The organism is Egicoccus halophilus (assembly GCF_004300825.1).
Taxonomy (GTDB): Bacteria; Actinomycetota; Nitriliruptoria; order Nitriliruptorales; family Nitriliruptoraceae; genus Egicoccus; species Egicoccus halophilus.
Genome location: NZ_CP036250.1, coordinates 651,958 through 678,413, shown reverse-complemented (window position 1 = coordinate 678,413; position 26,456 = coordinate 651,958). Strand labels below are relative to the sequence as shown.

Annotated in this window: 23 protein-coding genes, 1 tRNA gene and 1 pseudogene; 2 read left to right on the top strand and 23 right to left on the bottom strand. The window is 69.5% G+C overall.

The window, feature by feature from the left end; all coding sequences use genetic code 11:
• Window positions 1-76: 76 nt before the first annotated feature.
• The 12 genes and pseudogenes from rpsC to rpsL all read right to left on the bottom strand — a co-directional run.
• A pseudogene (gene rpsC, locus ELR47_RS19300) lies at window positions 77-1,129 on the bottom strand (30S ribosomal protein S3); the annotation flags it as partial.
• 1 nt (window position 1,130) lies between these two features.
• Window positions 1,131-1,481 carry a 50S ribosomal protein L22 gene (gene rplV, locus ELR47_RS03150; protein WP_130648562.1) on the bottom strand — a complete coding sequence of 117 codons (351 nt, stop codon included), beginning with the start codon at window positions 1,479-1,481 and terminating at the stop codon, window positions 1,131-1,133.
• A gap of 38 nt (window positions 1,482-1,519) precedes the next feature.
• The gene (gene rpsS / locus ELR47_RS03145; RefSeq protein ID WP_130648561.1) at window positions 1,520-1,807 is read right to left on the bottom strand and encodes a 30S ribosomal protein S19; all 288 of its coding nucleotides are present in this window, start codon (window positions 1,805-1,807) and stop codon (window positions 1,520-1,522) included.
• Window positions 1,808-1,810: 3 nt separating this feature from the next.
• Complete coding sequence (rplB, locus tag ELR47_RS03140; RefSeq protein ID WP_130648560.1) at window positions 1,811-2,644, bottom strand: 50S ribosomal protein L2; 834 nt, start codon at window positions 2,642-2,644, stop codon at window positions 1,811-1,813.
• 33 nt (window positions 2,645-2,677) lie between these two features.
• Window positions 2,678-2,968, bottom strand: a complete 291-nt coding sequence (gene rplW / locus ELR47_RS03135; RefSeq protein ID WP_130648559.1) for a 50S ribosomal protein L23 — start codon at window positions 2,966-2,968, stop codon at window positions 2,678-2,680.
• On the bottom strand, window positions 2,965-3,624 hold the full coding sequence (gene rplD / locus ELR47_RS03130) for a 50S ribosomal protein L4 (protein WP_130648558.1): 660 nt from the start codon (window positions 3,622-3,624) through the stop codon (window positions 2,965-2,967). The genes rplW and rplD overlap by 4 nt, the downstream gene beginning before the upstream one ends.
• On the bottom strand, window positions 3,624-4,274 hold the full coding sequence (gene rplC / locus ELR47_RS03125; RefSeq protein ID WP_130648557.1) for a 50S ribosomal protein L3: 651 nt from the start codon (window positions 4,272-4,274) through the stop codon (window positions 3,624-3,626). Before rplC ends, rplD begins: the two co-directional genes overlap by 1 nt.
• A 127-nt stretch (window positions 4,275-4,401) precedes the next feature.
• A complete protein-coding gene (gene rpsJ, locus ELR47_RS03120; RefSeq protein ID WP_130648556.1) occupies window positions 4,402-4,713 on the bottom strand; it encodes a 30S ribosomal protein S10 in 312 nt (103 codons plus the stop codon).
• Between the two features lie 252 nt (window positions 4,714-4,965).
• Complete coding sequence (gene tuf / locus ELR47_RS03115; protein ID WP_130648539.1) at window positions 4,966-6,153, bottom strand: elongation factor Tu; 1,188 nt, start codon at window positions 6,151-6,153, stop codon at window positions 4,966-4,968.
• A 53-nt stretch (window positions 6,154-6,206) separates the two neighbouring features.
• Window positions 6,207-8,327, bottom strand: a complete 2,121-nt coding sequence (gene fusA, locus ELR47_RS03110; protein ID WP_130648555.1) for an elongation factor G — start codon at window positions 8,325-8,327, stop codon at window positions 6,207-6,209.
• Between the two features lie 143 nt (window positions 8,328-8,470).
• The gene (gene rpsG, locus ELR47_RS03105) at window positions 8,471-8,944 is read right to left on the bottom strand and encodes a 30S ribosomal protein S7 (RefSeq protein ID WP_130648554.1); all 474 of its coding nucleotides are present in this window, start codon (window positions 8,942-8,944) and stop codon (window positions 8,471-8,473) included.
• Between the two features lies 1 nt (window position 8,945).
• Window positions 8,946-9,317 carry a 30S ribosomal protein S12 gene (rpsL, locus tag ELR47_RS03100; protein WP_130648553.1) on the bottom strand — a complete coding sequence of 124 codons (372 nt, stop codon included), beginning with the start codon at window positions 9,315-9,317 and terminating at the stop codon, window positions 8,946-8,948.
• Between the two features lie 539 nt (window positions 9,318-9,856).
• On the opposite strand from rpsL, the gene ELR47_RS03095 reads away from it, so the two are divergent.
• Together ELR47_RS03095 and ELR47_RS03090 are read left to right on the top strand one after the other, a co-directional pair.
• On the top strand, window positions 9,857-10,060 hold the full coding sequence (locus ELR47_RS03095; protein ID WP_130648552.1) for a hypothetical protein: 204 nt from the start codon (window positions 9,857-9,859) through the stop codon (window positions 10,058-10,060).
• A 255-nt stretch (window positions 10,061-10,315) separates the two neighbouring features.
• A complete protein-coding gene (locus ELR47_RS03090) occupies window positions 10,316-12,058 on the top strand; it encodes a zinc metalloprotease (RefSeq protein WP_130648551.1) in 1,743 nt (580 codons plus the stop codon).
• Between the two features lie 219 nt (window positions 12,059-12,277).
• Here the strand turns inward: ELR47_RS03090 and ELR47_RS03085 are convergent, their stop codons facing one another.
• The 11 genes from ELR47_RS03085 to ELR47_RS03035 all read right to left on the bottom strand — a co-directional run bounded on the left by ELR47_RS03085 (window position 12,278) and on the right by ELR47_RS03035 (window position 26,364).
• Window positions 12,278-16,264 carry a DNA-directed RNA polymerase subunit beta' gene (locus tag ELR47_RS03085; protein ID WP_130648550.1) on the bottom strand — a complete coding sequence of 1,329 codons (3,987 nt, stop codon included), beginning with the start codon at window positions 16,262-16,264 and terminating at the stop codon, window positions 12,278-12,280.
• Window positions 16,265-16,478: 214 nt separating this feature from the next.
• Window positions 16,479-19,961 carry a DNA-directed RNA polymerase subunit beta gene (gene rpoB, locus ELR47_RS03080; RefSeq protein ID WP_130648549.1) on the bottom strand — a complete coding sequence of 1,161 codons (3,483 nt, stop codon included), beginning with the start codon at window positions 19,959-19,961 and terminating at the stop codon, window positions 16,479-16,481.
• A 594-nt stretch (window positions 19,962-20,555) separates the two neighbouring features.
• Complete coding sequence (gene rplL / locus ELR47_RS03075; protein ID WP_130648548.1) at window positions 20,556-20,942, bottom strand: 50S ribosomal protein L7/L12; 387 nt, start codon at window positions 20,940-20,942, stop codon at window positions 20,556-20,558.
• Between the two features lie 74 nt (window positions 20,943-21,016).
• Window positions 21,017-21,787 (bottom strand): 50S ribosomal protein L10, encoded by a 771-nt coding sequence (gene rplJ / locus ELR47_RS19055; protein ID WP_130648547.1) that lies wholly within the window; start codon window positions 21,785-21,787, stop codon window positions 21,017-21,019.
• A 378-nt stretch (window positions 21,788-22,165) separates the two neighbouring features.
• Window positions 22,166-22,888: a 50S ribosomal protein L1 gene (rplA, locus tag ELR47_RS03065; protein ID WP_130648546.1), complete on the bottom strand. Its 723-nt coding sequence runs from the start codon at window positions 22,886-22,888 to the stop codon at window positions 22,166-22,168.
• A 102-nt stretch (window positions 22,889-22,990) separates the two neighbouring features.
• Window positions 22,991-23,416: a 50S ribosomal protein L11 gene (gene rplK, locus ELR47_RS03060; RefSeq protein ID WP_130648545.1), complete on the bottom strand. Its 426-nt coding sequence runs from the start codon at window positions 23,414-23,416 to the stop codon at window positions 22,991-22,993.
• Between the two features lie 136 nt (window positions 23,417-23,552).
• On the bottom strand, window positions 23,553-24,728 hold the full coding sequence (nusG, locus tag ELR47_RS18795) for a transcription termination/antitermination protein NusG (RefSeq protein WP_130648544.1): 1,176 nt from the start codon (window positions 24,726-24,728) through the stop codon (window positions 23,553-23,555).
• Between the two features lie 9 nt (window positions 24,729-24,737).
• Complete coding sequence (secE, locus tag ELR47_RS03050) at window positions 24,738-25,010, bottom strand: preprotein translocase subunit SecE (RefSeq protein WP_130648543.1); 273 nt, start codon at window positions 25,008-25,010, stop codon at window positions 24,738-24,740.
• 161 nt (window positions 25,011-25,171) lie between these two features.
• A tRNA-Trp gene (locus tag ELR47_RS03045) sits at window positions 25,172-25,245 on the bottom strand.
• Window positions 25,246-25,456: 211 nt separating this feature from the next.
• On the bottom strand, window positions 25,457-25,846 hold the full coding sequence (locus ELR47_RS03040) for a MaoC/PaaZ C-terminal domain-containing protein (protein ID WP_130648542.1): 390 nt from the start codon (window positions 25,844-25,846) through the stop codon (window positions 25,457-25,459).
• Complete coding sequence (locus ELR47_RS03035) at window positions 25,843-26,364, bottom strand: FAS1-like dehydratase domain-containing protein (RefSeq protein WP_130648541.1); 522 nt, start codon at window positions 26,362-26,364, stop codon at window positions 25,843-25,845. Before ELR47_RS03035 ends, ELR47_RS03040 begins: the two co-directional genes overlap by 4 nt.
• Between the last annotated feature and the right edge of the window lie 92 nt (window positions 26,365-26,456).

Sequence of the window (26,456 nt, the reverse complement as noted above, 5' to 3'; positions counted from 1 at the left end):
CCGTGCCGGCAGCCGGGACGTCCCCGGCCTGCTCGACGTCGGTCACGGAGGTGGACGGCTTGTCGGTGTCGGCCTCGGCGTTGGTGCCCTCGGGCGTGCCCGCCGGGACGGCGTCGGCCGGTGCGGCCTCGTCGCCGGGGGTGACGTCGGGCTCGGTGACGCTCTCGACGGTCATCGGACCCGACTGCGGCGGCAACGACTCGGTCGTGGCCTGCTCGACGTCGGTCTTGGGGGTGTGGCCGGGCTCGGTCACCGAGGTCGGCACCGTGTGGCCCTGCCCGCCCGGCTGCGCCGGCGAGCCGGCGGTGTCGGAGGTGTCGGCCGGGGTGTTCTCCGCCTTGGCCGGCTGCTGCTGCCGCGAGCCGACGCCGGTGACCTTCTTGGCCACGCTGGCGGCCTTGCGGGCCGACTTGCGACGGCCCGGACGGTCGTCGACGGGACGACCCTCGGCGAGGGCGCGGGCGCGCTCCATGGCGCGCTGTGCCTCGGCCTCCTCACCGGTGCCGATCTGCTCACCGGTGTAGACCCACACCTTGACGCCGATGCGACCGTAGGTCGTACGGGCCTCGTCGAAGCCGTAGTCGACCTTGGCGCGCAGGGTGTGCAGCGGGACGCGCCCCTCGCGGTACCACTCGGTCCGGCTCATCTCGGCGCCGCCGAGGCGACCCGAGACCTGGATCCGGATGCCCTTGGCGCCGGCCTTCATGGCCGACTGCACCGCACGACGCATGGCGCGCCGGAACGAGACGCGGCCACGCAGTTGCTCGGCGACGTTGAACGCCACGACCTGCGCGTCGAGCTCGGGGTTCTTGATCTCGATGATGTTGAGCTTGACCTTCTTGGAGGTCAGCTTCTCGAGATCGCTGCGGATCGCGTCGGCCTCGGCGCCACGGCGACCGATGACGATGCCGGGGCGCGCCGCCTGGACGCTGACCTCGACGTTGTCACGGGTACGCGTGATGTCGATGCGGCTCACGCCCGCGTGTCGGACACGCTGACGCACGTACTTGCGCACGCGGTCGTCCTCGTGGAGGTACGCGGCGTAGTCCTTCTTGTCCGCGATCCACTTGGACTTCCAGTCGGTGGTGATTCCGAGGCGGAAGCCGTACGGGTTGACCTTCTGACCCATGTCAGTTCTCCTCCGCGGGCGAGACCACCACGGTGATGTGGCTCGTCCGCTTGCGGATGCGGTAGGCGCGACCGAGGGCGCGCGGCTGGAAACGCTTGAGCGTCGGACCCTCGTCGGCGAACGCGCGGTGGACGACCAGCTCGTCGGCGTCGAGGCCGTCGTTGTTCTCCGCGTTCGCGATCGCCGAGTTCAGGACCTTCAGCAGCGGCGCGGCGGCGGCCCTCTTGTCGGTGAAGGTCAGCACGCGCTGCGCCTCGGTCACCGGCAGACCGGTGATCAGCGGCGTCAGCTGCCGGACCTTGTACGGCGAGACGCGCACGTACTTCGCGGTCGCCTTGACCTTGGTGATCATGTCGAAATCCTTCGCGCCCCCCGGAAGGGGCGATTCTCCTACCGGCGCTTCTTCTGGGCCTGCTTCTCGCCGGCCCCGCCCCACTTGATGGCGCGGGTGGGAGCGAACTCACCCAGCTTGTGGCCGACCATCGACTCGGAGACGAAGACCGGCACGTGCTTGCGGCCGTCGTGCACCGCGATCGTGTGGCCGACCATCTCCGGGAAGATCGTGGATCGACGCGACCAGGTCTTGATGACGCGCTTGTCGCCCGCTTCGTTCTGGGCGTCCACCTTCTTCATGAGGTGGTCGTCGACGAAGGGACCCTTCTTCAGGCTGCGGGGCATGTGTCAGCGCCTCCGGTTCTTGCCGCGACGGCGGATGATGTACTGGTCGGAGGCCTTCTTGCCCCGACGGGTGCGGCGCTCGGGATTGCCCCACGGGTCGACCGGGTGTCGGCCGCCGGAGGACTTGCCCTCACCACCGCCGAGCGGGTGGTCGACCGGGTTCATGGCGACACCGCGGGTCTGCGGACGTTGGCCGCGCCAGCGGGTCGCACCGGCCTTGCCGTGGTTGAGCAGCTCGTGCTCCTCGTTGCCCACGGCGCCGATGGAGCCGCGGCAACGGGCGTCGACCAGGCGGATCTCACCGGAGGGCAGCCGCAGCGCGGCCATCTTGCCCTCCTTGGCGAGCAACTGGATCGAGGTACCCGCGGAGCGACCGAGCTTGGCGCCACCACCCGGGCGCAGCTCCACGGCGTGCACCGTGGTACCGACCGGGATGTTCGCCAGCGGCAGGGCGTTGCCGACCTTGATGTCAGCACCCGGACCGGACTCGACGAGCGCCCCGACGACGAGGTTCTTCGGCGCCAGGATGTAGCGCTTCTCCCCGTCGTGGTAGTGCAGCAGCGCGATGCGCGCCGAACGGTTCGGGTCGTACTCGACCGCCGCGACCGTGGCCGGCACGCCGTCCTTGTTGCGACGGAAGTCGATGACGCGGTACTTGCGCTTGTGCCCGCCGCCGCGGTGGCGGCTGGTGATGCGGCCGTGCGTGTTGCGGCCGGCCTTCTTGGGCAGCGGCGCCAGCAGCGAGCGCTCGGGCGACGACTTCGTGACGGTGCCGAAGTCGTTGACCGAAGCACCACGCCGCCCGGGCGACGTCGGCTTGAACTTGCGAATGGCCATGATGGAAAACCTCTGGGAGGTCGTCGGACGGACTTAGAGCCCGGCCTCGAAGAGTTCGATCTCGTCACCGGGCGCCAGCGTCACGATGGCGCGCTTGGTGTCGGGGCGCTTGCCGACGATCCAGCCCCGGCGCTTCTTCTTGCCGGGCCGGTTCAGCGTGTTCACGCTGACGACCTTGACCTCGAAGATCTTCTCGATCGCCTGCTTGATCTCGGTCTTGTTGCTGCGCGGGTCGACGACGAACGTGTACTTGTTCTCGTCGAGCAGCCCGTAGGTCTTCTCGGAGATCACGGGGCGCAGGATGATGTCGCGAGGGTCCTTCACTGGGAGACCTCCTCGGTGCTCTGACCGGCGAGGCGACCGGTGCCGATCAGTTCGATGGCGGCCTCGTCGATCACCACGGCGTCGCTGTTGAGCACGTCGTAGGTGTTGAGCTGGTCGACCGTCAGGGTGTGGACCCGTTCCAGGTTGCGCAAGGAGAGCAGCGTCCCGGCGTGCTTGTCGGCCAGGACGACCAGCACCTTGCCCTCGGCCAGACCGAGTGCCCCGAGCGCCGTGACGGCGTCCTTCGTCCTCGGCGAGGCGAACTCGAGGCCGCGCACGACCGTGACCAGCTCGTTGTTGACACGGTCGGCCAGCGCCGAGCGCAGCGCCGAACGCTTCATCTTCTTGTTGACCCGCTGCGACCAGTCGCTGGGGGTGCGGCCGTGGGCCACGCCACCGCCGACCCACTGCGGCGAGCGGATCGAGCCCTGACGGGCGCGACCGGTCCCCTTCTGACGCCAGGGCTTGGCGCCACCACCGGCGACCTCGCCGCGGGTCTTGGTCTTGTGGGTGCCCTGGCGGGCCGCCGCGAGCTGCGCGGTGACGACCTGGTGCATCACGTGCACCTTGACCTCGCCACCGAACCACTCGTCGGGCAGGTCGATCGAGCCGACCGTCGCGCCCTGCAGGTCCTTCACGTCAACCGTGCTTGCCATCAGGCCTCACCGCCCTTCCGCGCCTTGACCGCCGACTTGAGGAACACGACCTGACCGTCCGCCCCGGGCAGTGCGCCCTTGACGAGGATGAGGTGGTGCTCGGTGTCGACGTCCACGACCTCGAGGTTCTGCACGGTGACGCGTTCGCCACCCATGCGACCCGCCATGCGCTGGCCCTTGAAGGTGCGCCCCGGGGTCGAGGCGTTGCCGACCGAACCCGGGTGGCGGTTCTTCTTCTTGACGCCGTGCCCGTCACCCATGCCGCGGAAGTTGTGCCGCTTCATGACGCCGGCGTGGCCCTTGCCCTTGCTGGTGCCGGTGACGTCGATGACGTCACCCTTGGCGAACGCCTCGACCGACACGTTACTTCCCACCTCGGGAAGCTCGTCGGCAGCGGCCAGGCGCAGCTCGGCGAGCACGCGGGCGCTGTCGACGTTGGCCTTGGCGAGGTGGCCGGCCATCGGCTTGGTGGTGCGCTTGCGGGTGCCGTAGGCCAGCTGGACGGCGACGTAGCCGTCGGTCTCGCTGGTCTTGACCTGGGTCACGGTGTTGGGCTCGGCCTGGACCACGGTCACGGGGACGATGCGGTTGTCCTCGTCGAAGACCTGCGTCATGCCGAGCTTGGTCCCCAAGATGCCCTTGGAAGCCATGGAGCGTCTCCTACCGGTTGGCCGTCATACGGCCCGTGTGCCTGCGTGTGTGCACGGTGGCGCAGCGGGGCGGCGTAGCGGACGGCGTTGTACTCGTCGGGGGTCGTCCCCCGGTGACCCTGCAGGGTCAGAGCTTGATCTCGATGTCCACGCCGGCCGGAAGCGACAGACCCATCAGCTTGTCGATGGTCTTCTGCGTCGGCTGGTGGATGTCGATGAGGCGCTTGTGGGTGCGCATCTCGAAGTGCTCCCGCGAGTCCTTGTACTTGTGCGGCGAGCGGATGACGGCCCACACGTTGCGCTCGGTCGGCAGCGGTACCGGCCCGGTGACGTGCGCCCCCGTGGCCTCGACGGTGTCCACGATCTCGCGCGCGGATCGGTCCAGGACCTCGTGGTCGTACGCCTTCAGGCGAATGCGGATCTTCTGGTCAGCAGCCATGTCTCGTCTTCTTCGTCTCCACCTGCAGGAACTGAGCCGTGAGATGCCCAGCGCCCCGGTGGTTCGGCTGGTGTTTGTCAAAGCTGGGATGTCGCCGCGCCCCGGTGCGCTCCCCCGGACGTGCCGGTGTGGTGCAGCGGGTGCGAATGCCCGTGGGCAGCGCCGCCGGGCGGACGTCTCGGCCGACCGCGGGTATGTCCGCGGGGCCGTTGCCGGCCGGCGGTCCCTGACGGGCCGCCGGCCGACGTGGGACTACTTGTTGATGTTGGTGACCCGACCGGCACCAACCGTGCGGCCACCCTCACGGATCGCGAACTTCAGACCCTCGTCCATCGCGATCGGCTGGATCAACTCCACCGTCATCTCGGTGTTGTCACCCGGCATCACCATCTCCACCCCATCGGGCAACGTGACCGCACCGGTCACATCCGTCGTCCGGAAGTAGAACTGCGGCCGGTAGTTGTTGAAGAACGGCGTGTGACGGCCACCCTCCTCCTTCGAGAGGATGTACACCTGCGCCTCGAAGTCCGTGTGCGGCGTGATCGAGTTCGGCGCCGCGAGCACCTGACCCCGCTCCACGTCCTCCTTCTTCGTCCCACGAAGAAGCACACCCACGTTGTCGCCCGCCATGCCCTCGTCGAGCAACTTGCGGAACATCTCCACACCGGTCACCGTCGTCGTCGTCGTGTCCTTCAGACCGATGATCGCGACCGTGTCACCGACGTTGACCTTGCCACCCTCGATACGACCCGTGACCACCGTCCCACGACCCGTGATCGAGAACACGTCCTCGATCGGCATGATGAACGGCTTGTCCAGCGCCCGCTCCGGCTCCTCGAAGTACTCGTCGACCGCGCCCATCAACTCCATGATCGACGACTCGTACGACTCATCACCCTCGAGCGCACGCAACGCCGACACCCGCACCACCGGCGTGTCGTCACCCGGGAAGTCGTAGCTGTCCAACAGCTCACGAACCTCCATCTCCACCAGCTCGAGCAGCTCCTCGTCATCGACCATGTCGACCTTGTTGAGCGCCACGATCAACTTCGGCACACCAACCTGACGCGCCAACAACACGTGCTCACGCGTCTGCGGCATCGGACCATCCGCCGCACTGACCACCAGGATCGCGCCATCCATCTGCGCCGCACCCGTGATCATGTTCTTCACGTAGTCCGCGTGACCCGGAGCATCCACGTGCGCATAGTGACGCGCATCCGTCTCGTACTCCACGTGCGACACGTTGATCGTGATCCCGCGCTCACGCTCCTCCGGCGCCTTGTCGATCGCGTCGAACGCCATCGACTGCACATTCGGGTTGTGCTTGTGCAGCACATTCGTGATCGCCGCCGTCAACGTCGTCTTCCCATGGTCGACGTGACCGATCGTGCCGATGTTCATGTGCGGCTTGTTCCGCTCGAACTTTTCCTTGGCCATGGTGGCTGGCCTCCTCGTGCGTCAGGTCTGGTGCCGGCAGTGACGGGGGCTCGTCACTCGCCTCGGGTCTTGGCGACGATCTCTTCCTGGATGCTCGACGGCGCCGGTTCGTAGGCGCCGAACTGCATCGTGTAGCTGGCGCGGCCCTGGGTCATCGAGCGCACGTCGGTCGCGTAGCCGAACATCTCCGACAGCGGGACGCGGGCGTTGACGACCGTGGCGTGACCGCGGGGCTGCGAGCCCTGGATCAGACCGCGACGACCCGACAGGTCGCCCATGACGTCGCCCATGAAGTCGTCGGGCGTGGTGACCTCGACGTCCATGACCGGCTCGAGCAGCTGGATGCCGGCCTTGCGGGCGGCTTCCTTGATCGCCATCGAACCGGCGATCTTGAACGCCATCTCGGACGAGTCCACGTCGTGGTAGCTGCCGTCGACGAGCGTGACCTTGACGTCGACGAGCGGGTAGCCGGCGAGCACACCCGAGGCCAGCGCCTCCTGGATGCCCTGGTCGACCGAGCCCACGTACTCCTTGGGCACGGAACCACCGACGGTCTTGTTCTCGAAGAGGTAGTGCACGTCCTCCTCGAGCTCGAGCTCGGTCTTGAGGTCCGCGGTGAGCGGCTCGACGTCGATGACGACGTGGCCGTACTGACCGCGACCACCGGTCTGCCGGGCGTACTTGAGGTCGACCTTCTCGACCTTCTTCTTCACGGCTTCGCGGTAGGCGACCTGCGGGCGACCGACGTTGGCCTCGACCTTGAACTCGCGCATGAGGCGGTCGACGATGATCTCGAGGTGCAGCTCGCCCATGCCGCCGATCAGGGTCTGCCCGGTCTCCTCGTCGGTCTTGACGCGGAAGGTCGGGTCCTCCTCGGCCAGCTTCTGCAGGGCCACGGAGAGCTTTTCCTGGTCGGTCTTGGTCTTGGGCTCGACCGCGATCTCGATGACCGGGTCGGGGAACTCCATCGACTCGAGCAGCACGCGCGAGTCGGGCGTGGTGATCGTGTCACCGGTGGTGGTGTCCTTCAGGCCCACCAGCGCGACGATGTCGCCGGTCATGCAGGCGACGTTCTCCTCACGGTGGTTGGCGTGCATCTGCAGGATGCGGCCGACCCGCTGCTTGGAGTCCTTGGTCACGTTGACCACGTGCGAGCCGGCCTCGAGCGTGCCGGAGTAGACGCGGGCGAAGGTCAGGGTGCCGACGTAGGGGTCGGTCATGACCTTGAAGGCCAGCGCCGCGAACGGCTGGTCGTCGGCCGGCTCGCGGATGATCTCGTTGCCCGACTTCGGGTCGGTGCCCTTGATCGGCGGGACCTCGAGCGGCGAGGGCAGGTAGTCGACGACGGCGTCGAGCAGGGGCTGCACGCCCTTGTTCTTGAACGCCGAGCCACAGAACACCGGCACGATCTGGTTGTTGATCGTGGCCCGGCGCAGACCGTCCTTGAGCTGCTCGGTGGTCAGCTCACCGTTCTCGAGGTAGTACTCCGTGAGCTCCTCGTCGCTCTCGGCGACGCGCTCCATCAGCTCGGCGCGGTAGGTCTCGGCCTCGTCCTTGAGCTCGGCCGGCACCTCGACGTACTCGAACGACGCCCCGAGGTCCTCGCCCTTCCACACGATCCCGCGCATCTCGACGAGGTCGATGACGCCCTCGAGCTGGTCCTCGAGGCCGATGGGCAGCTGGGCCCGGACGGCGTCGGGGGTGAGGCGCTCACGGATGGAGTTGAACGAGTACTCGAACGACGCACCGGTGCGGTCGAGCTTGTTGACGAAGCAGATCCGCGGCACGCCGTACTTGTCGGCCTGGCGCCACACCGTCTCCGACTGCGGCTCGACACCGGCGACCCCGTCGAAGACGGTGACCGCGCCGTCGAGGACACGCAGCGAGCGCTCGACCTCGACCGTGAAGTCGACGTGGCCGGGCGTGTCGATGATGTTGATCGTCGTGTCGCCCCACGCACAGGTGGTCGCGGCCGACGTGATCGTGATGCCGCGCTCCTGCTCCTGCACCATCCAGTCCATGGTGGCGGCGCCGTCGTGCACCTCACCGATCTTGTAGGACTTACCGGTGTAGAAGAGGATGCGCTCGGTCGTGGTGGTCTTCCCGGCATCGATGTGGGCCATGATGCCGATGTTGCGAAGCTGCTCGAGCTTCACGGTGCGCTTGACGGCCATCGTCGTCGCTTCCTGATCTCGTCGTCGGAACGCTGCGTGTGGGAGGTCGCCGTCCCCCGGGTGCCCGGGGGACGGCGGTTACGCGTGCGGGTCTGGTGCGGCGGTGGACCGTGGGTCCGCCACCGGTCTCACGACCCGGTGGTTCACCACCGGTAGTGGGCGAAGGCGCGGTTGGCCTCGGCCATCTTGTGCGTGTCCTCGCGGCGCTTGACCGCGGCCCCGATGCCGTTGGAGGCGTCGAGCAGCTCGCCGGCGAGACGCTCGCTCATCGTGTGCTCACGACGGATCCGGGCGTAGCCGACGACCCAGCGCAGCGCGAGGGTGGTGGAGCGGGCGGGACGCACCTCGATGGGCACCTGGTAGGTGGCACCACCGACGCGGCGGGACTTGACCTCGAGCTGGGGCTTGACGTTCTCGATCGCCCGCTTGAGCACGGAGATCGGGTCGCCGCCCTGCGTGCGGTTGCCGATGTTGGCGAGCGCGTCGTACACGATGCGCTCGGCGACGGAACGCTTGCCGTCGCGCATCACGCGGTTGGTCAACTGGGTCACCAGCACGGACCCGTACTTGGGGTCCGGGGTGAGCTTGCGGCGCCCGGGGGAACCCTTGCGAGGCATGTCAGCCCTCCTTCTTCACGCCGTAGCGGGAACGCGACTGCTTGCGGTCGCGCACCGGGGCGGCGTCGAGCGTTCCACGGATGACCTTGTAACGGACACCCGGCAGGTCCTTCACACGACCGCCACGCACGAGCACCATCGAGTGCTCCTGCAGGTTGTGCCCCTCACCCGGGATGTAGGCCGTGACCTCGATGCCGGAGGTCAGCCGGACGCGGCAGACCTTGCGCAGCGCCGAGTTCGGCTTCTTCGGGGTGGTGGTGTAGACGCGCGTGCACACGCCGCGGCGCTGGGGCGAACCCTTGAGCGCCAAGGTCTTGTTCTTCTTGGCCTTCGACGTGCGGCCCTTACGCACCAGCTGCTGGATGGTGGGCATGCCTGGTGTTCTCCGTTCCGTGGCCGGGCACGATCGCTCGCGCGCGGCGCACCGGGGGGCGGGCGTGTCCGCTCGCCTCGGTCGTCGTTCGGATGGTTCGGTGGGTGGCGCAGCCCTGCACGGTCGGCCGCGCCGAGTGCGTGGACGCATCTCGCGGGCCGGGGGTCACGGAGCCGTCGCCGGGCGGGACGGTCCGACCCACGGGGCCGGGCGTTCCACTGTTGGTGACGTCGTCCAGGGCAGCACGATCCCCTGCGGTGCTGGGAGTGACGCGAACTGCGCCCGGACGCACGCCGGCAGGAAGCCTCCCGGCGAGATCAAGCACGGTACCGGCCCGGGCTCCGACGTGTCAACCGGGCGGCCGGCGTGCCGGCGTGCCGGCGCCGACCTGCCGACGTGGGTGCCGTGCTGCGCCGGCGACGGCCGGCCACCGCCCGTTGGACGTGAGGACTGGCCGAACCGACGGGGGCGGGGCTCCGGGCGCTCGTATTCGCTGTCCCGGCTGGCTTCAGCGACGTATCCCACAGGAGACACCGACGATGAAGCGCACCCTGATGCACCGGCTGACGATCGCGGCGAGCGCGTCCGCGCTGGCACTGGGCGCCGCCGCGTGCCAGGTCGAGGACGGTGGTGACGGACTGGACCCCGCCCAGGAGGACCCGCTCATGGACGACGGCATGACCGACGACGGCTTGGGCGGCGACCCGATGGGCGACGACACGCTCGGTGGCACCGAGGGCTGAGCGTCTTGCGGGGCGCTCGACGTCCGACTCCCCGATGAGCGACCGACGAGGTCGCTCGGACGGTCCCCGACGAGGGCCGCGCCGCACCCGGCGCGGCCCTCGTCCCGTCTCGTCCGGTGCCCGGGTCGATGTGCGTCCCGGGCGTCCCGGGCGTCGCGGGGGTCCCTGCCCGTGCGCGTCGTCGGAGGCGTCCGTCCCCGTGCACGTGGTCGCTGCGGACCCCGGGTGCCGGTCGGGCCGTAGCCTGTCGTCGCGATGAGCCCGCCGACACCGCCGCAGCCACCGCGCCGCGCCGCGCGGTCATCCGGTCGTCGCCTCGCCACCGGGTTCGCGGTCCTGGTCTTCGCGCTCAGCCATCTCGCCTTCACGGTCGCGACCCCCATCGCGGGAGGGCCCCGCGAACCGGTCGCGTCCTATGCGCCCGACGAGCGCTGGACGCCACCGCCCCCGGCGCGCAACGCCGACTTCGCGACCTTCCCCTACGTCGGCGACGACGGCCGCTCGGGCCTGTGGGCGCTGCCCAGCTCGGCCGTCCCGCTCGAGTTCGTGGTCGAGCAGGAGGTCTTCGACCGGTTCGGCGAGGACGCGGTCCGTCAGGCGATCGAGGTCTGGAACGGCACGCCGGGCTCCCGCTTCGGGGCCCGGGCGACCCGGGCGGTCGAGGCCGGGGTCGACGAACGACGGCGCGACAACGTCAACCGCGTGTTCATGGACCGGCGGTCGTGTGGCGGCCGCTACCTCGCCCGGGCGCACCTCTGGCCCGGCGAGGTCGTGATCCGTGACGGTCTGCTCGCCCGCGCCATCGGTGAGGTCGACCTCGGGCTGTGCGACCGGTTGCGGCCCGGGCAGATGGCGCGCGTGGTCCGCCACGAGCTCGGTCACATCGCCGGCCTCGACCACCTGTGCGACGAGGGCGAGGACTGCTGGCACCCCGAGTTCGACACCGACAACACCTGCCGGATCATGAGCCCGCGCGCCGACCCCTGCCAACAGGTGACGGAGGGCGACCTGCTGGGCCTGGTCCACCTGCACCCCCGCCTGCCCCGGGCGAGCGGCACCGACGCGCGCAGCACCAGCGCGTCGGTGTCCTTCGCGACCCATCCAGCCCCTCGCTCCGCGTTCACCGCGGTGTTGTCCCCCTACGACGGCGAGCTCGCCCACCGGGTGGCCGCGGCGACGTTGGCGGGACACCTCGGCGCTCCGCTCCTGCTCGTCGACGAGGACTGCACCGCCGGCCCCGACGGACGGGCGCTGGACCGCGTGCTTGCGGTGGCGGGACGCGCCGTGTCCGTCGGACCGGTCGCGGGCGCGTGCCTGGCGACACTGCGGGGCGCCTGGGCGCTCGAGGTGGACGAGCTGCCGACCACCGCAGCGGTCGAGGACCGCGTGGTCGAGATCCTGCGCGACCGGCAGACCCCACCCACCCGGGTCGTCGCGGCGTCGCTGGCGGCACCGGCCCGCGGCACGCCGGTCGCGGCGGTCGCGGCCAGCGCGGCGGTCGCCCTGGACGCGCCGATGACCGTCCTCGAGGAGCCGGACGACCCGGCCGCGATCGAGCGTCTGCTCGAGGCGTACCCGGAGCTCGAGGAGGTGCTGCTGGTCGGGGACGGCACGATGGTGCGGGCGTCGGTGGCGCTCGACCTCGCCGACAGCGGCGTCCGGGTGCAACGGATCCGGGCCGCCGACGCAGCGGCGGCCGCGGCCGCGCTCGCCGAGGACCCTGGTGTCGGGCTACCGGCCGAGCTGTCCGCGGTGCTCGCCTCGACCGAGCATCCCGAGCACACCATCCCGGCGATCTCCCTGGCGGCCTCGCTCGGCGGGTTGCTGGTCCCGATCGAGGCGCAACTGCGGGACTCCCACGTCACGCTGCTGCGCGACCGGGTCGTCGATGGCGCGATCGTGGGGAGCCGACAGGCCGTCACGACCGGGCAACAGCTCGCGCTCTCCCGCCTCGTCGACGGCGACACCTCCGGCCTGTCCGTCCTCACCGGCTCCTGAAGCTCGGTCTCCGGACAGCCACCGCAGACCGGGGCGGGCGCGTGTCACCGTCCGGGGACGCCGCGAAGCCGCGGCCCTCGTCCGGACCGGGCCGGCGCCCACGTCCGATCTCCTGCCGCCGTCCCAGCCCCTGACGCGGGCAAGGGCGCCCCGTCGGGGCGCCCTTGTCCGCGTGACGTGGCGTCGTCCGGCCGTGGGGCCGAACGACGCCACGAGGTGCTACTGCTGCTGACCGGCGTCGCCGGGGAAGTCGTCGAATCCCCAGCCGCCGTCGAAGCCCCACGACCCGTCGCCTTCGTAGGACTCGGTCGACGCGAGGAACTCGGCGATGTCGGCGGGCAGTGCCTGCTCGGGCATCTCGGTGTGACCCACCTCGATGGCCCGGTAGTCGGCCAGGCCGGTCCCTGCGGGGATCAGCTTGCCGATGATGACGTTCTCCTTGAGGCCGACCAGCGGGTCCGACGCGGACTCGAGGGCGGCTTCGGTGAGCACGCGGGTCGTCTCCTGGAAGGAGGCCGCCGACAGCCACGAGTCCGTGGCCAACGACGCCTTGGTGATGCCCATCAGCATCTGCCGGCCGGCCGCGGGCTGCCCACCTTCGGCGAGCACGCGGTCGTTCTCCTTCTTGAACTTCACCCGGTCGATGTTGTCCCCCGGCAGGAAGGTCGTGTCGCCGGGGTCCACCACGTTCACGCGGCGGAACATCTGGCGCACGATGAGCTCCACGTGCTTGTCGTGGATCGGCACACCCTGCGAGCGGTAGACGTCCTGCACCTCCTGCACCAGGTGCAGTTGGGCGGTGCGGACACCGAGCACCTCGAGCAGTTCGTGCGGGTCGATGGCACCCATGGTGAGCTGCTGGCCCACCTCCACGCTGGCGCCGTCGGCGATCTCCACCGAGCCGTCGTCGGCCCGGAACAACCGGGCACCACGCAGCAGTTCGTGCTCGTCGACCTGGTCACGGGCGCCGAGGATGCGCAGGATGCGACCGCGATCGGTCTCCTCGATCTCGACGCGACCGGCGATGCGGGCGATCTCGGCCTTGCCTCGTGGCGAGCGGGCCTCGAACAGCTCGACGACACGCGGCAGACCCTGCGTGATGTCGTCCGCGGAGGCGACACCACCGGTGTGGAAGGTACGCATGGTCAGCTGCGTACCGGGCTCACCGATGGACTGGGCGGCGACGATGCCGACCGCCTCGCCCATGTCGACCATGGCGCCGTTGGCGAGCAGCTCGCCGTAGCAGGCCCGGCAGACCCCGATCTCGGTCTCGCAGGTCAGCACGGAGCGGACCCGGACGACGCGGTCCTCGTCGGTGGCCGGCTGCGCGAGCGCCTCACCGGTCTCCGGGTGCAGGTTCTTGACCAGCGCGGACCGCAGGCGACGAACACCGGTGTCGACCACCAGCGAGCCGGCCGCCATCAGGACCTCGTCGGTCCCCGGCAGCATCACGTCGCGGGCCAGCACCCGGCCGTAGAGCGTCTGCGAGTCGTGCTCGCCGACGATCGCCTCGACGCCGCGGTCGGTCCCGCAGTCGTCCTCACGGATGATGAGGTCCTGCGAGACGTCCACCAGACGCCGGGTGAGATACCCGGAGTCGGCGGTGCGCAGCGCCGTGTCGGCCAGACCCTTGCGGGCACCGTGGGTCGCGATGAAGAACTCGAGGACCGAGAGCCCCTCGCGGTAGTTGGCCTTGATCGGCCGCGGGATGATCTCACCCTTCGGGTTGGCCACGAGCCCACGCATGGCGGCGATCTGCCGCAGCTGGGTCATGTTCCCTCGGGCGCCGGAGTTGGCCATCATGAAGAACGGGTTGGTCGGCGCGAACGACTGCTCCATCGCGTCGGCCACCTCGGCGGTCGCCTCGGTCCAGATCTCGATCAGTTCCTGTCGCCGCTCGGAGTCGGTGATGACCCCGCGGGCGAACTGCTTCTCGATCTTGGCCGTGCGCTGTTCGGAGCGCGAGAGCACGTCCGCCTTGATGGCGGGCGTCTCGACGTCCGAGACGGCGATGGTGACGCCGGCCTTGGTGGCGTTGCGGTAACCCAGGTCCTTCATGGCGTCGAGGACCTCGACCACCTGCCAGCGCGGGAACTGGTCCGTGCACTGGTTGATGATGTCGCCCGCACGGGCCTTGGTCACCGTCTCGTTGACGAACGGGTACTCGGCCGGCAGCGCCTCGTTGAAGATGGCCCGCCCGGCGGTGGTGATCACGCGCACCGGTGCCCCGGAGTCACGCAGTTCGGCCCATGCCTCGTCGTCCTCGCGGTAGGCCGCGGGACGGTCCTCGGGTGCGAGGTCCTTGTTGCGCAGGCGCAGCACGATCGGGTCCTGCACGTGCACGACCTTGTCGTCGAGCGCCCGCTCGACCTCACCCATGGAGCTGAACACGGGCAGGCCGGTCAACTCCCGCTCCGCCGAGGCGTCGGCCTCGGTGAAGGTCAGCCAGTAGATGCCCAGCACCATGTCCTGGGTCGGCGACGCGATCGGACGACCGGTCGCCGGCGACAGGATGTTGTGCGGCGCGAGCATCAGGATGCGGGCCTCGGCCTGCGCCTCGGCCGACAGCGGCAGGTGGACCGCCATCTGGTCACCGTCGAAGTCGGCGTTGAAGGCGGTGCACACCAGCGGGTGCAGCTGGATGGCCTTGCCCTCGACCAACGTCGGCATGAACGCCTGGATGCCCAGACGGTGCAGGGTCGGCGCGCGGTTGAGCATCACCGGGTGGTCCTGGATGACCTCTTCGAGGACGTCCCAGACCTGGGCGCGCTGCCGCTCGACCATCCGCTTCGCGCTCTTGATGTTCTGCGCGTAGTTGAGGTCGACCAACCGCTTCATGACGAACGGCTTGAACAGCTCGAGCGCCATCTGCTTGGGCAGACCGCACTGGTGCATGCGCAGTTGCGGACCGACCACGATCACCGAACGACCGGAGTAGTCGACGCGCTTGCCGAGCAGGTTCTGACGGAACCGGCCCTGCTTGCCCTTGAGCATGTCGGACAGCGACTTCAGCGGACGGTTACCCGGTCCGGTGACCGGACGCCCACGGCGGCCGTTGTCGAACAGCGCGTCGACGGCCTCCTGCAACATCCGCTTCTCGTTGTTCACGATGATCTCGGGGGCACCGAGGTCGAGCAGACGCTTGAGGCGGTTGTTGCGGTTGATGACGCGGCGGTAGAGGTCGTTGAGGTCGCTGGTCGCGAACCGGCCACCGTCGAGCTGCACCATCGGGCGCAGGTCCGGCGGGATCACCGGGATCGCCTCGAGCACCATCGCGCCGGGCTTGTTGGCGGTCTTGCGCAGGGCCTCGACGACCTTCAGGCGCTTCGTCGCGCGCTGCTTCTTCTGCCCCTTGCCCTCGGCGATGATGCCGCGCAGCTCCACGGCCTCGCTCTCGAGGTCGAGGTTGTCGAGCAGCTGACGGACGGCCTCGGCACCCATGCCACCGGCGAAGTAGTCGCCGAACCGGTCGCGCATGTCGCGGTAGACCAGCTCCTCCTGGATGAGCTGCTTGGGCGAGAGCTTCTTGAAGGTGTCCAGCACCTTGTCGAGGTGCTCGAGCTCGTTGGTCGCGCGGACGGAGACCGTCTTGAGCTGCTTCTCGATCTCCTTGCGTTCCTTCTTGACCACGTCGGCCTTGGCGCCCTCGGCCTCGAGCTCGGCCAGGGTCGCCTCGAGCTGCGCGAGCAGCTCGCTGCGGTCGACCTCGAGCTGCTTCTCGATCTCCTGCTTCTCGAGACGCAGCTCCTCCTCGAGCTCGGGCAGCGCGTCGTGGCGCTTGTCGTCGTCGACCGACGTGATGACGTAGGCCGCGAAGTAGATGACCTTCTCGAGGTCCTTGGGCGACATGTCGAGCAGGTAGCCCAGCCGCGACGGCACGCCCTTGAGGTACCAGATGTGGGTCACCGGCGCGGCGAGCTCGATGTGGCCCATCCGCTCACGGCGGACCTTGGCCCGGGTCACCTCGACGCCGCAGCGCTCGCAGATGATGCCCTTGAAGCGCACGCGCTTGTACTTGCCGCAGTAGCACTCCCAGTCCCGGGTGGGACCGAAGATCTTCTCGCAGAAGAGCCCGTCCTTCTCCGGCTTGAGCGTGCGGTAGTTGATGGTCTCCGGCTTCTTGACCTCACCGTTGGACCACATACGGATCTGCGGCGCCTCCGCCAGCGAGATCCGAAGCGAATCGAAGTGGTTCACGTCCAGCATGTGCCGACGTCCTCCCCTACTTCATTTCCCTCGACGCCTGGAGTGGCGACCAGGGGCGACCGTGTCGGTCGCAGAACAATGTGCAATGTGGATGGTGCGAGCCGGGTGCCGGCGACCCATGGCGCTGATCCAGACGACTCTGAATGCGATGCGAAGCGAGCAGAGTGGAGTCTGGAGCAGTGTCTGGGGCGCCGGCGACCGGCGGGAAGCGCGATCAGCCTTCGGCAGTCGGACGCTCGGGACGTGAGAGATCGATGCCCAGCGCCTCGGCCGCCCGGAAGGCGTCGTCCTCGGACTCCCGGAGCTCGATCTCCTGACCGGTGGCGTTGAGCACCTCGACGTTGAGGGCCAGCGCCTGCATCTCCTTGATGAGCACCTTGAAGGACTCGGGGATGCCCGGCTCGGGGACGTTCTCGCCCTTGACGATCGCCTCGTAGACCTTGACGCGCCCCACGGTGTCGTCGGACTTGATCGTCAGCAGCTCCTGCAGGGCGTAGGAGGCGCCGTAGGCCTCCAGGGCCCACACCTCCATCTCCCCGAAGCGCTGACCACCGAACTGCGCCTTCCCGCCCAGCGGCTGCTGGGTGATCATCGAGTACGGCCCGGTGGAACGCGCGTGGATCTTGTCGTCGACGAGGTGGTGCAGCTTGAGCACGTACATGTAGCCCACGGTGACCGGCGCATCGAGGGCCTGCCCGGTGCGGCCGTCGTAGACGGTCGCCTTGCCGTCGATGCCGACGAGGCGCACGCCGTCGTCGGTGGTACGGACGTTGGCGAGCAGGTCGGTCAGCTCGTCCTCCTGGCACCCATCGAACACCGGGGTGGCGAGGCGGACGGGACCCTCGACGTCGGCCAGCTGCGCGTCCCAGTCGACACGCTCGAACCAGTCGGGGGCGGTCTCGAACTGCCAGCCGTTGGCCGCGGCCCACCCGAGGTGGGTCTCGAGCACCTGACCGATGTTCATGCGCGAGGGGACGCCGAGCGGGTTGAGCACGATGTCCAGCGGCGTGCCGTCCTCGAGGAAGGGCATGTCCTCGACCGGCAGGATCTTCGAGATGACGCCCTTGTTGCCGTGGCGTCCGGCGAGCTTGTCGCCCTCGGAGATCTTGCGCTTGGTCGCGACGTAGACGCGGACCATGTCGTTGACGCCCGGGGGCAGCTCGTCGCCGTCGGCCCGGCTGAAGCGCTGGACGCCGATGACGATGCCGCGGTCACCGTGGGGCACCTTCAGGGAGGTGTCACGGACCTCGCGGGCCTTCTCGCCGAAGATCGCGCGCAGCAGCCGCTCCTCGGGCGTCAGCTCGGTCTCCCCCTTCGGGGTGACCTTGCCGACGAGGATGTCACCGGGCTGCACCTCCGCGCCGATGCGGATGATGCCCTCCTCGTCGAGGTTGGCGAGCACCTCCTCGGACACGTTGGGGATGTCGCGGGTGATCTCCTCGGGACCGAGCTTGGTCTCGCGGGCATCGACCTCGAGCTTCTCGATGTGGATGGACGTGAGCACGTCCTCCCGCACGAGCCGCTCGGAGAGGATGATCGCGTCCTCGAAGTTGTAGCCCTCCCAGGACATGAAGCCGACCAGCAGGTTGCGGCCCAGCGCCAGCTCGCCGTCCGAGGTCGACGGACCGTCGGCGAGCGGTTCGCCCACCTCGATGCGCTGTCCCTCGGTGACCAGGGGCTTCTGGTTGATGCACGAGCCCTGGTTGGAACGCTGGAACTTGGTCAGGTAGTACCGGTCGATCTGGTCGTCGTCGGTGCGTACGACCACGTGGTCGGCCGCGACCTCGACGATCTGTCCGCCCCGACGCGCGACGACCACGTCGCCGGCGTCCTTGGCGGACTTGCCCTCGATCCCGGTGCCGATGAACGGCGACTCGGCCCGCAGCAGCGGCACGGCCTGCCGCTGCATGTTGGCGCCCATGAGGGCGCGGTTGGCGTCGTCGTGCTCGAGGAACGGGATCAGCGCCGCCGAGATGGACACGGTCTGGCGCGGCGAGACGTCCATGTAGTCGACGTTGACCGGCGGGACCTCACGGACCTCGCCGCCCTTGGCGCGCACGAGCACGAGGTCGTTGACGAAGGACTTCGCCGCCTCGTCGACCGGCGCGTTGGCCTGGGCGACGACGTAGCGGTCCTCCTCGTCGGCCGTGAGGTACTCGATCTCGTCGGTGACCGAGCCCTCGAGCACCTTGCGGTAGGGGGTCTCGACGAAGCCGTACTCGTTGATACGGGCGTACGAGGCCAACGACCCGATCAGGCCGATGTTCGGGCCCTCCGGCGTCTCGATCGGGCACATGCGCCCGTAGTGCGACGGGTGGACGTCGCGGACCTCGAAGCCGGCGCGCTCACGCGACAGACCACCGGGGCCGAGCGCGGACAGACGCCGCTTGTGCGTCAGGCCGGCCAGCGGGTTGGTCTGGTCCATGAACTGCGACAGCTGCGAGGTGCCGAAGAACTCCCGGATCGCCGAGACGACCGGACGGATGTTGATCAGGGTCTGCGGCGTGATCGCCTCGAGGTCCTGCGTGGTCATCCGCTCACGGACGACACGCTCCATCCGCGACAGACCGATGCGGACCTGGTTCTGGATCAGCTCGCCGACACTGCGCAGACGACGGTTCCCGAAGTGGTCGATGTCGTCGACGTCGTAGCCGCTCTCGCCGGCGTGCAGCTTGACGAGGTAGGACATCGTCGCGAGGCAGTCCTCACGGGTGAGGACGTGGTCCTCACGCCGACCGAAGCCCAACGCGTCGAACTCGTCGGTGAGCTTGCCGTGCTTGACGTGGCCCTCGGCGTCCGCCTCGAGACCGGAGATCTTGTAGCGGCCGACGCGGGCGAGGTCGTACTTCTTGTTCTGGAAGAACATGCCCAGCAGCAGCTGACCGGCCTGCTCGGCGTTGGGCGGCTCGCCCGGACGCAGCTTGCGGTAGATCTCCTCGAGTGCCTGCGCCGGCGTGCGGCCGGTGTTGTCCTTCTCCAGGGTCAGCGCGATGGACTCCGCGCCGCCGAAGAAGTCGAGGATCTCGTCGTCGGGGACCTCGGTGGTGAGCACGTCGGTGGGGGCGAGCTCGTAGCGGCCGTCCTCGTCGTTCCACGCGAACGCCTTGAGGGCGCGGTAGAAGACGCTGATCGGCTGCTTGCGCTTGCGGTCGACGCGCACGGCCACGAGATCGCGCTTGTCGACCTCGAACTCGAGCCAGGCACCGCGGGCGGGGATGACCTTGCAGCCGTAGACGTCACGGCCGGTGGTCTTGTCCACCGAGGCGTCGAAGTACACGCCGGGCGAGCGCACCAACTGCGAGACGACGACCCGCTCGGTGCCGTTGACGATGAACGTGCCCTTGTCGCTCATCACGGGGAAGTCCCCCATGAAGACCGTCTGGGACTTGATGGTGCCGTCTTCCTTGTTCAGGAACTCGGCGGTGACGAACAGCGGCGCGGCGTAGGTGTAGTCCTTCTCCTTGCACTCCTCGACGGAGTACTTCGGGTCCTCGAACCGGTGGTTGAGGAAGGACAGCGCCATCTTGCCCTGGCTGTCTTCGATCGGCGAGATCTCGTCGAAGATCTCGCCGAGGCCCTGGTCGATGAGCCACTCGAACGACAGTCGCTGGATGGCGACGAGGTCGAGTTCCTCGATGGGAAGCGCCTCACGGATCTTCGCGAAGCTGAGACGCGAGTTGACGGCGGTGCCAGCCAACAGGGACCTCCCTGGCGTGGTGGTCGGTGCGTCCCGGCGGGGACGGGACGCCGGTGGATGGCGCGTGTGCGCTGGAGTGCGCTGCGCGAAGCGCGGCTGAAGGTGGGGCGCCGGCCCGCCTTCAACGGTGGTGGGGTCACGTCGGGGGGCATCGACGAGCAGCTCGTCGGGCGGCCCCCCTCCCGGGTGTCGAACGTGCGGTGCTCCGCGCGTCGCCGTCGACGACGACGCCAGGGACCGACCTGCCACGGGCACGATTCGTCCACGCCAGCAGACGCGGCGGGACGACGTGGGAGATGGCGAGGACCTCGGTCAGCAGGCGGCGCCTCGAACGCGATCGCGCACGGGGCAAAACGCAGGGCACACGGCAGCCGGGCAGTGTAGGCCCGGACGACGCGTCCCGTCAACCGCGAGCGCGCGCGCGTTCCGCACGCACCGCGGGTCGGTGCGCGTTCGACGACGGCCCGTCGGCGGCGGGACCGGAGGTTTCCGGCCCGTACCGCCGACGAAACGCCACCGCCGCCGGGGCTTGCCCAGCGGCGGTACGAGGTGTCGGTGCGCCGCTGGGGCGCACCGGACACCGCGGCGTGGTGCCTACTTGAGCTCGACCGAGGCGCCGGCGCCCTCGAGCTTGTCCTTGGCGTCGTTCGCGGTGTCCTTGTCGACCCCCTCGAGGATCGCCTTGGGCGCACCCTCGACGAGCTCCTTGGCCTCCTTGAGGCCCAGGCTCGTGAGGCCGCGGACCTCCTTGATGACCTGGATCTTCTTCTCGCCCGCGGCGGTCAGCACGACGTCGAAGGAGTCCTTCTCCTCCTCGGCCGCAGCCTCGCCACCGGCGGCGCCACCGGCGGCGGCGACGGCGACCGGCGCAGCAGCGGTGACCTCGAAGGTGTCCTCGAACTTCTTGACGAGCTCGCTCAGCTCCATGAGCGTGAGCTCCTTGAAGGCGTCGATGAGCTCGTCGGTGGTCAGCTTGGCCATGGTGGTGGTTCCTCTTGCTGTGGTCTGGTCTGGGAGAACGTGCGACCGGCCGGGCCGGTCAGGTGCGTGGTGGCTCAGGCCTCGTCGTCACTCGGCGCGTCCGCGGTCGCCTCGGCGTCCTCGGTGGCCGGCGCGTCGTCGGCGGTCTCGGCACTCGGCGCGTCCGCGGTCGCCTCGGCGTCCTCGGTGGCCGGCGCGTCGTCGGCGGTCTCGGCACTCGGCGCGTCCGCGGTCGCCTCGGCGTCCTCGGTGGCCGGCGTGTCGTCGGCGGGCGCCGTCTCGGTGGCGGACGCCTCCTCGGTGTCGGAGGCGTCGGCGGGAGCACCCGCATAGCCACCGGCATCGATCAGGGCCTGCACCAGACGGGCCTGCTGGGACAGCGGCGCCTGCAGCAGTCGGGCGGTGTTCGCCAGCGCGCCGTACATCAGGCCGGCGAGCTTGGCGAGCAGCTCCTCTCGGCTCTCGAGGTCGGCGAGCTTGGTCGCGTCCGCCTCGGACAGCACGGCACCGTCGAGGTAGCCACCACGGATGACGAGCTCCGGGTGGTCCTTGGCGAAGTCGCGCAGCGCCTTGGCCGGACCCACCGGGTCCTCCTGGCAGAACACCAGGCCGGTCGGACCGGTCAGCATCTCCTCGAGACCCTCGATGCCGGCGTCGGCCGCAGCACGACGGGCGAGGGTGTTCTTGGCGACCCGCATGTCCGCGTTGGCCTCGCGCAGCTTCGCGCGCAGTTGGGCCAGCTCGGTCACGGACAGGCCGCGGTAGTGGGTCAGCAGGGTCGCTGCAGCGTTCGACAGGCCCTCACGGACCTCGTCGACCACGGCGACCTTGTCGGGACGGGGCACGGGTTCCTCCGTCGGGGGGGTTGGTTCCACCGGCGCCGTCGAGGTCCGAGGTGCCACGCCAACGCCCGCGAAACGAACGATCCCCCTGGCGCACCGCGCAAGGGGGAGACGGAGCCGGTGCGCCTCGTGGCGCCTCCGGGTCGCGACTTCCACCTGCGCGGGACGCACGGGACGCTCGTGGTTGCTGGCGTCGCCGTGACCTTCGGCCCGAAACGGGGCATCCGGCGGTCTTCGGCTTGAAGTGGGAGTGAGCGTACCGGCTCGCTCGCGACCTGGCCAACGCCAGGTGCGCCGTGCCGGCGGTCCGGCGCCGGACGCGTCCGGGCGACGACCGCTGGCGGCGGTCACCCGGACGCGTCGGCACCGGAAGGGGGTTCGTCAGGCCTCGTCGTCCTCGAGCAGGTCCCGGGACTTGGCCGGGTCGAGCGGGACACTGGGGCTCGAGGAGGTCGAGACCGCCACGGTCTGCAGATAGCGGCCCTTGGCGGCCGAGGGGCGTTGACGCATGATCTCGTCGAGCAGCGCGGCGTAGTTCTCCACCAGCTGCTCGGTCGTGAACGACGCCTTGCCCAGGATGGCGTGCACGTTGCCGTTGCGGTCCGAGCGGTACTCGATCCGGCCGGCCTTGATCTCGCGCACGGCCTGGGCGACGTTCATGGTGACCGTGCCCGACTTCGGGTTCGGCATCAGGCCACGCGGACCCAGCACCTTCCCGAGGCGACCGAGCTTGCCCATCATGTCGGGCGTCGCGATGACGGAATCGATCTCGTCGATCAGTTCCCCGCTGGCGAGCTGCTCGACGATCTCGTCGGCGCCGACGTGGTCGGCTCCGGCGTCACGGGCCTCGGCGGCCTTGTCGCCACCGGCGACGACCGCGACGCGGACCGACTTGCCGATGCCGTGCGGCAGCGACACCGCACCGCGGACCATCTGGTCCGCCTTGCGCGGATCGATGCCGAGCCGGAACGCGCAGTCGACCGTCGCGTCGTAGCTCGACGAGTCGATCTCCTTGAGCAGCTTCAGGCCCTGCTTGGGACCGTAGAGACGCTCGACGTCGATGCGCGACAGCGCCTGCTGGTACTTCTTGCCTCGCTTGGCCATGAGGTGGTGCGCTCCTCGTGGTCAGACGACGGACGCGTGTCCGTCTCCCACGGTAGAAGGGTCGTCCGTGCCCCGGTGCCCGGGGCGCCGGGGCATGCGGTGTCAGTCCTCGACGTTGAGGCCCATCGAACGGGCCGTGCCCTCGATGATCTTGACGGCACCGTCGATGTCGATCGCGTTGAGGTCGGGCATCTTCTTCTCCGCGATCTCGCGGACCTGGTCACGACTGACCTTGCCGACCTTGACCGTGTTGGGCGTACCCGAGCCGCTCTGCAACCCGGCGGCCTTGAGCAGCAGCTGTGCCGCCGGCGGCGTCTTCATGATGAAGGTGAAGGAGCGGTCCTCGTAGACCGTGATCTCCACCGGGACGATGTCGCCCATCATCGGCTGGGTGCGCTCGTTGAACGCCTTGCAGAACTCCATGATGTTCACGGAGTGCTGACCGAGCGCCGGACCGACCGGCGGGGCGGGGTTGGCCTGGCCGGCCGGGATCTGCAGCTTGATGAAGCCTGCGACCTTCTTCGCCATGTGTCTGTCTCCTCGCGTGGTCCGGCGGCCGCAGTGCGGCCTCCCACGTCGATGTGCACCTGCAGCGGTGCCTGGTGGTGGTTCGCGCGGCGCAGAGCGCCGCGACGTGTGGTGGGGTCGTCGCCCGGGCGGCGGGCTACAGCTTGGCGACGTTGTCGAACGGCAGCTCGAGCGGGGTCTCCCGCCCGAAGACGCTGACGAGCACCTTGAGCTTGGCCTGGTCGAGGTTGATCTCGGCGATGGTGCCGGTGAAGTCCGCGAACGGCCCGCCGGTGACCCGGACGGTCTCGCCGACCTCGAGGTCGATCTCCGCCACGACCTTCTCGGGCTGCGCGGGCGCAGCGCCCTCCTCGGCCGCCACTTCCTCGACGTACTCGTCGGGCAGCTTCAGGGTGTCGGCGACCTCACGCAACGGCAGCGGCACCGGCCGGGTCCCGGGGGACCCGACGAACCCGGTGACGGCCGGCGTGTGCCGGACGATGCCCCAGACCTCGTCGTCCATCTCCATGCGCACGAGCACGTAGCCCGGCAGGAACTTCTTCTGCGACGTGGTCTTCTTGCCCTTCTTGTACTCGGTGACCTCTTCGGTCGGGATGTGCACCTCGTAGATGCGGTCCTCGGCCTCGAGCGCCTCGACGCGGCTGTGCAGGTTGTCCTTGACGCGCTGCTCGTAGCCGGCGTAGGTGTGCACGACGTACCAGTCGCCCAGGAGGCGGCCGAGCTCCTTCTTGTCGCGCACGTCCTCGAGCGACCGGGGACGACCGCGGCGGACCGGCGCTGCGGCCTGCTCGTCCTCGGTCGCCTCGCCGGTGGCCTCCACCGGGGCGTCGCTGGCAGCGTCCGACGGATCGGCGGTGGGCACGTCGACGGCGTCGAGGGGCTCGCCGCCCGCGTCGACGTCCTCGTCGCCCACGGCGATCCCGAGCAGGTCGTCGAGGTCGTCGGCGGCGAGGGAGTCCTCGTCGGTTCCGGCCGCGTCCTCGGTGGTCCCCGGAGCGGTCTCGGTCGCGCCGACCTGCTCGAGCTCGGCCGCGTCCTCACCGGTGGGCTCGGCGTCGACGGCGACGACGGCCTCGGCCACCGTGTCCAGGTCCGCGTGCGTGGCCACCGGCTCGGCGATGCCGGGCAGGTCGTCGGCCACGCTCAGGCTCTCGCCGGACGCCGGCACGTTGTCCGGGTTGTCGCCACGCCCGGCCGAGCGCAGCTCTGCGTCGGGCGGGGTGTCGGGCGCCTCGACCGGCGGGAGCTCCTCACGGTTCGTGGCGGTCTCGCCCTCGAGGTCGAAGTCGGAAGTGGTGGTCTCGTCGGGCACGGTTACCTCTCAGCCCAGGGTGTTGATGACGGCGCGACGGAACACCTCGTCCATGCCCCACACGATGGCGACGAGGACCAGGGTCACGACCAGCACCACCATGGTGTAGGAGGCGACCTCCTTGCGGTTGGGCCAGGCGACCTTGCGCAGCTCGCTGCGGACCTCCCGGAGGAACTGACCCGGTGAGGTGCGCTCGTTGGACGAGCTCTCGTCGGCAGCGCTGACCTGGCCGGCCGTGCGGCGTTCCTCACGGTCGGCATTGCGCTTGGACTCGCGACTCATGTGTGGGACTCCTGCCCGCAACGGGTGGGCGAGGGAGGACGCGACGTCGACGGGGACGTTGGGCCCCGTCACGTCCTACGGCGGCCACCACCCCACCGGGCGTACTGGTGGGGCGAGCGTGGCCTGGACGGCACACCGTCGCGGATCGCGTCAGTGCGTCGCACGGGAGGAGGGACTTGAACCCCCAACCGCCGGTTTTGGAGACCGGTGCTCTACCAAATTGAGCTACTCCCGTCCGTTCCCGGGTCCGGGACGGACACGCGTGAGCGCACCGTCCCCGACAAGGGAACGCTGCCTCACCGGGAGGCAGCACGACGAGGGTAACCCGCCGACCCGCCCGACGACAACCGGACCGGCTGCGGGGGCGCGCGCCGGGGCCACCGACGGGCCGAGCCGAGCGGCGCCGACCGGGGTGGCGTCACCCACGCCGTCGGCGAGGCGCCGCGTCAGACGCGGATGCGGCCGACGCCCTTGAGGATCTGCTCACCACGGTCGTTGCGACCCCACAGTTGCACGGTGGCCACGTCACCGTCGACGTTGGTGACGGTGCCACCGAAGGTCGAGGTGGTCTGCAGCGGCCAGGGGCGCGTGAAGCGCACGTTGACCTCCGCGACCCGCTCGGGTCCGCCGGCGAAGGCGGTCAGCACCCGTGAGGCGAGGCCCATGGCGTACATGCCGTGCGCGATCATGCCTCCGGTGGGACTGACGCCGGCGGCGAAGTCCGGGTCGTAGTGCAGGGGGTTGAGGTCCCCCGACGCGGCGGCGTAGGCGACCGAGGTGGTCAGCTCGGCACGCTGGGAGATCTCCGGGAGCTCGGTCCCGACCTCGACGTTCATGCCGCTCCCTCCTCGTCGGCCGCCGGCGCTGATCCGTCGCCGCCGGCGTCAGCCGCCGGCGCCGAGCCGTCGCCGCCGGCGTCAGCCGCCGGCGCTGATCCGAGGAACACGATGACCGCGCGCGAGAGCACCGCGCGGGTGTCGTCGTCGGCGAACCGGCAGTCGACCTCCATGGTCATCAGCTCGTTGCGTCCGCGGACCGAGATGTCCGCGATCCGCGGTGTGCAGGTGAGCACGTCCCCGGGGCGCACGGGTCGCTCGCCGAAGGCGTAGCTCTGGGAACCGTGCACCAACGTCCAGTGCGCGCCGAGCTCCGGGTCGGCGAAGGCCGCACGCCCACCCTTGGTCACGGTGAACGCCGCCGCGAACGTCGGGGGGGCGACGCAGTCGTCACCGGCACTGAAATAGCGCGGGTCGGACTCGCCGAGCGCCGACGCGTACTCGTGGATCTTCTCCCGCGACACCTCGTAGGTGTAGGGGGGATAGGTGGTCCCCGCCTTGTCGGTGTTGAGCGCCATGCACTCCCTCGTAGCCGGCGACGACGACGATCCTAGGCCGCGCGCACGCGCCGACCCGGAAAACGACGACGACCCGCCGGGCGGGCACGCAG